The sequence below is a fragment of the Protofrankia sp. Cj3 genome (assembly GCF_917627355.1).
Classification (GTDB): domain Bacteria; phylum Actinomycetota; class Actinomycetes; order Frankiales; family Frankiaceae; genus Protofrankia.
Genome location: NZ_CAKJTR010000333.1, coordinates 2,209 through 2,834, shown reverse-complemented (window position 1 = coordinate 2,834; position 626 = coordinate 2,209). Strand labels below are relative to the sequence as shown.

The window sequence follows — 626 nt, the reverse complement described above, 5'->3', positions numbered from 1 at the left end:
ACCCCTATATTGCCAGGCGCTCTACGCCGTCGGGGTTGTGTGACATGATGCTGATGCCTGTGATGCTGGGGGTGAGTGGTGGCGCAAGTGTTCATCAGCCATGCCAGCGCAGATTCCACTGTTGCGTCCTCGGTCGCCGGCTGGCTGCGGCAGGAGGGGCACGAGATATTCCTCAGTGGGGATCCCGAATGCGGGATGGCCACTGGTGATGCCTGGCGGCAGCGGCTGCTCGACGAACTGTTCCACGCCGATGCGCTCCTCGCGGTCGTGACCCAGGCGTTTCGTAAGTCGGTCTGGTGCGCGGCGGAGATCGGGGCCGCGTTGGCGACCGGTTTGCGGATTCTGCCGCTGTTGGCCGAGCCGGCCGTGTCGAGCCCCCTGCTATCGAGCGCCATCACCCAACAAGCCGTGCTGGAGGACGACGGGACGACTGCCCGCGCGCGGCTGCTGGAAGCGTTACGCCGGATGGATGGGGCCGGTGTCGCCACGTCGGCCGAGCAGGTGGTGTATCCGGGGCTGGCGGCATTCACCGCGGGGCAGACGCGGATGTTCTTTGGCCGCACGACGGAGAGCCGCCGGCTCGCCGAACGATTACGCGCGCCGGCTGATTCCGCGGGCGGGGGGTT

General features: G+C 67.6%; 1 protein-coding gene. It reads left to right on the top strand.

All coding sequences use genetic code 11. The annotated features are described in order from the left end of the window. Positions 1-78: 78 nt before the first annotated feature. A partial coding sequence (locus tag MJ783_RS23265; protein WP_239314028.1) for a toll/interleukin-1 receptor domain-containing protein occupies positions 79-626 on the top strand: 548 nt, incomplete at its 3' end.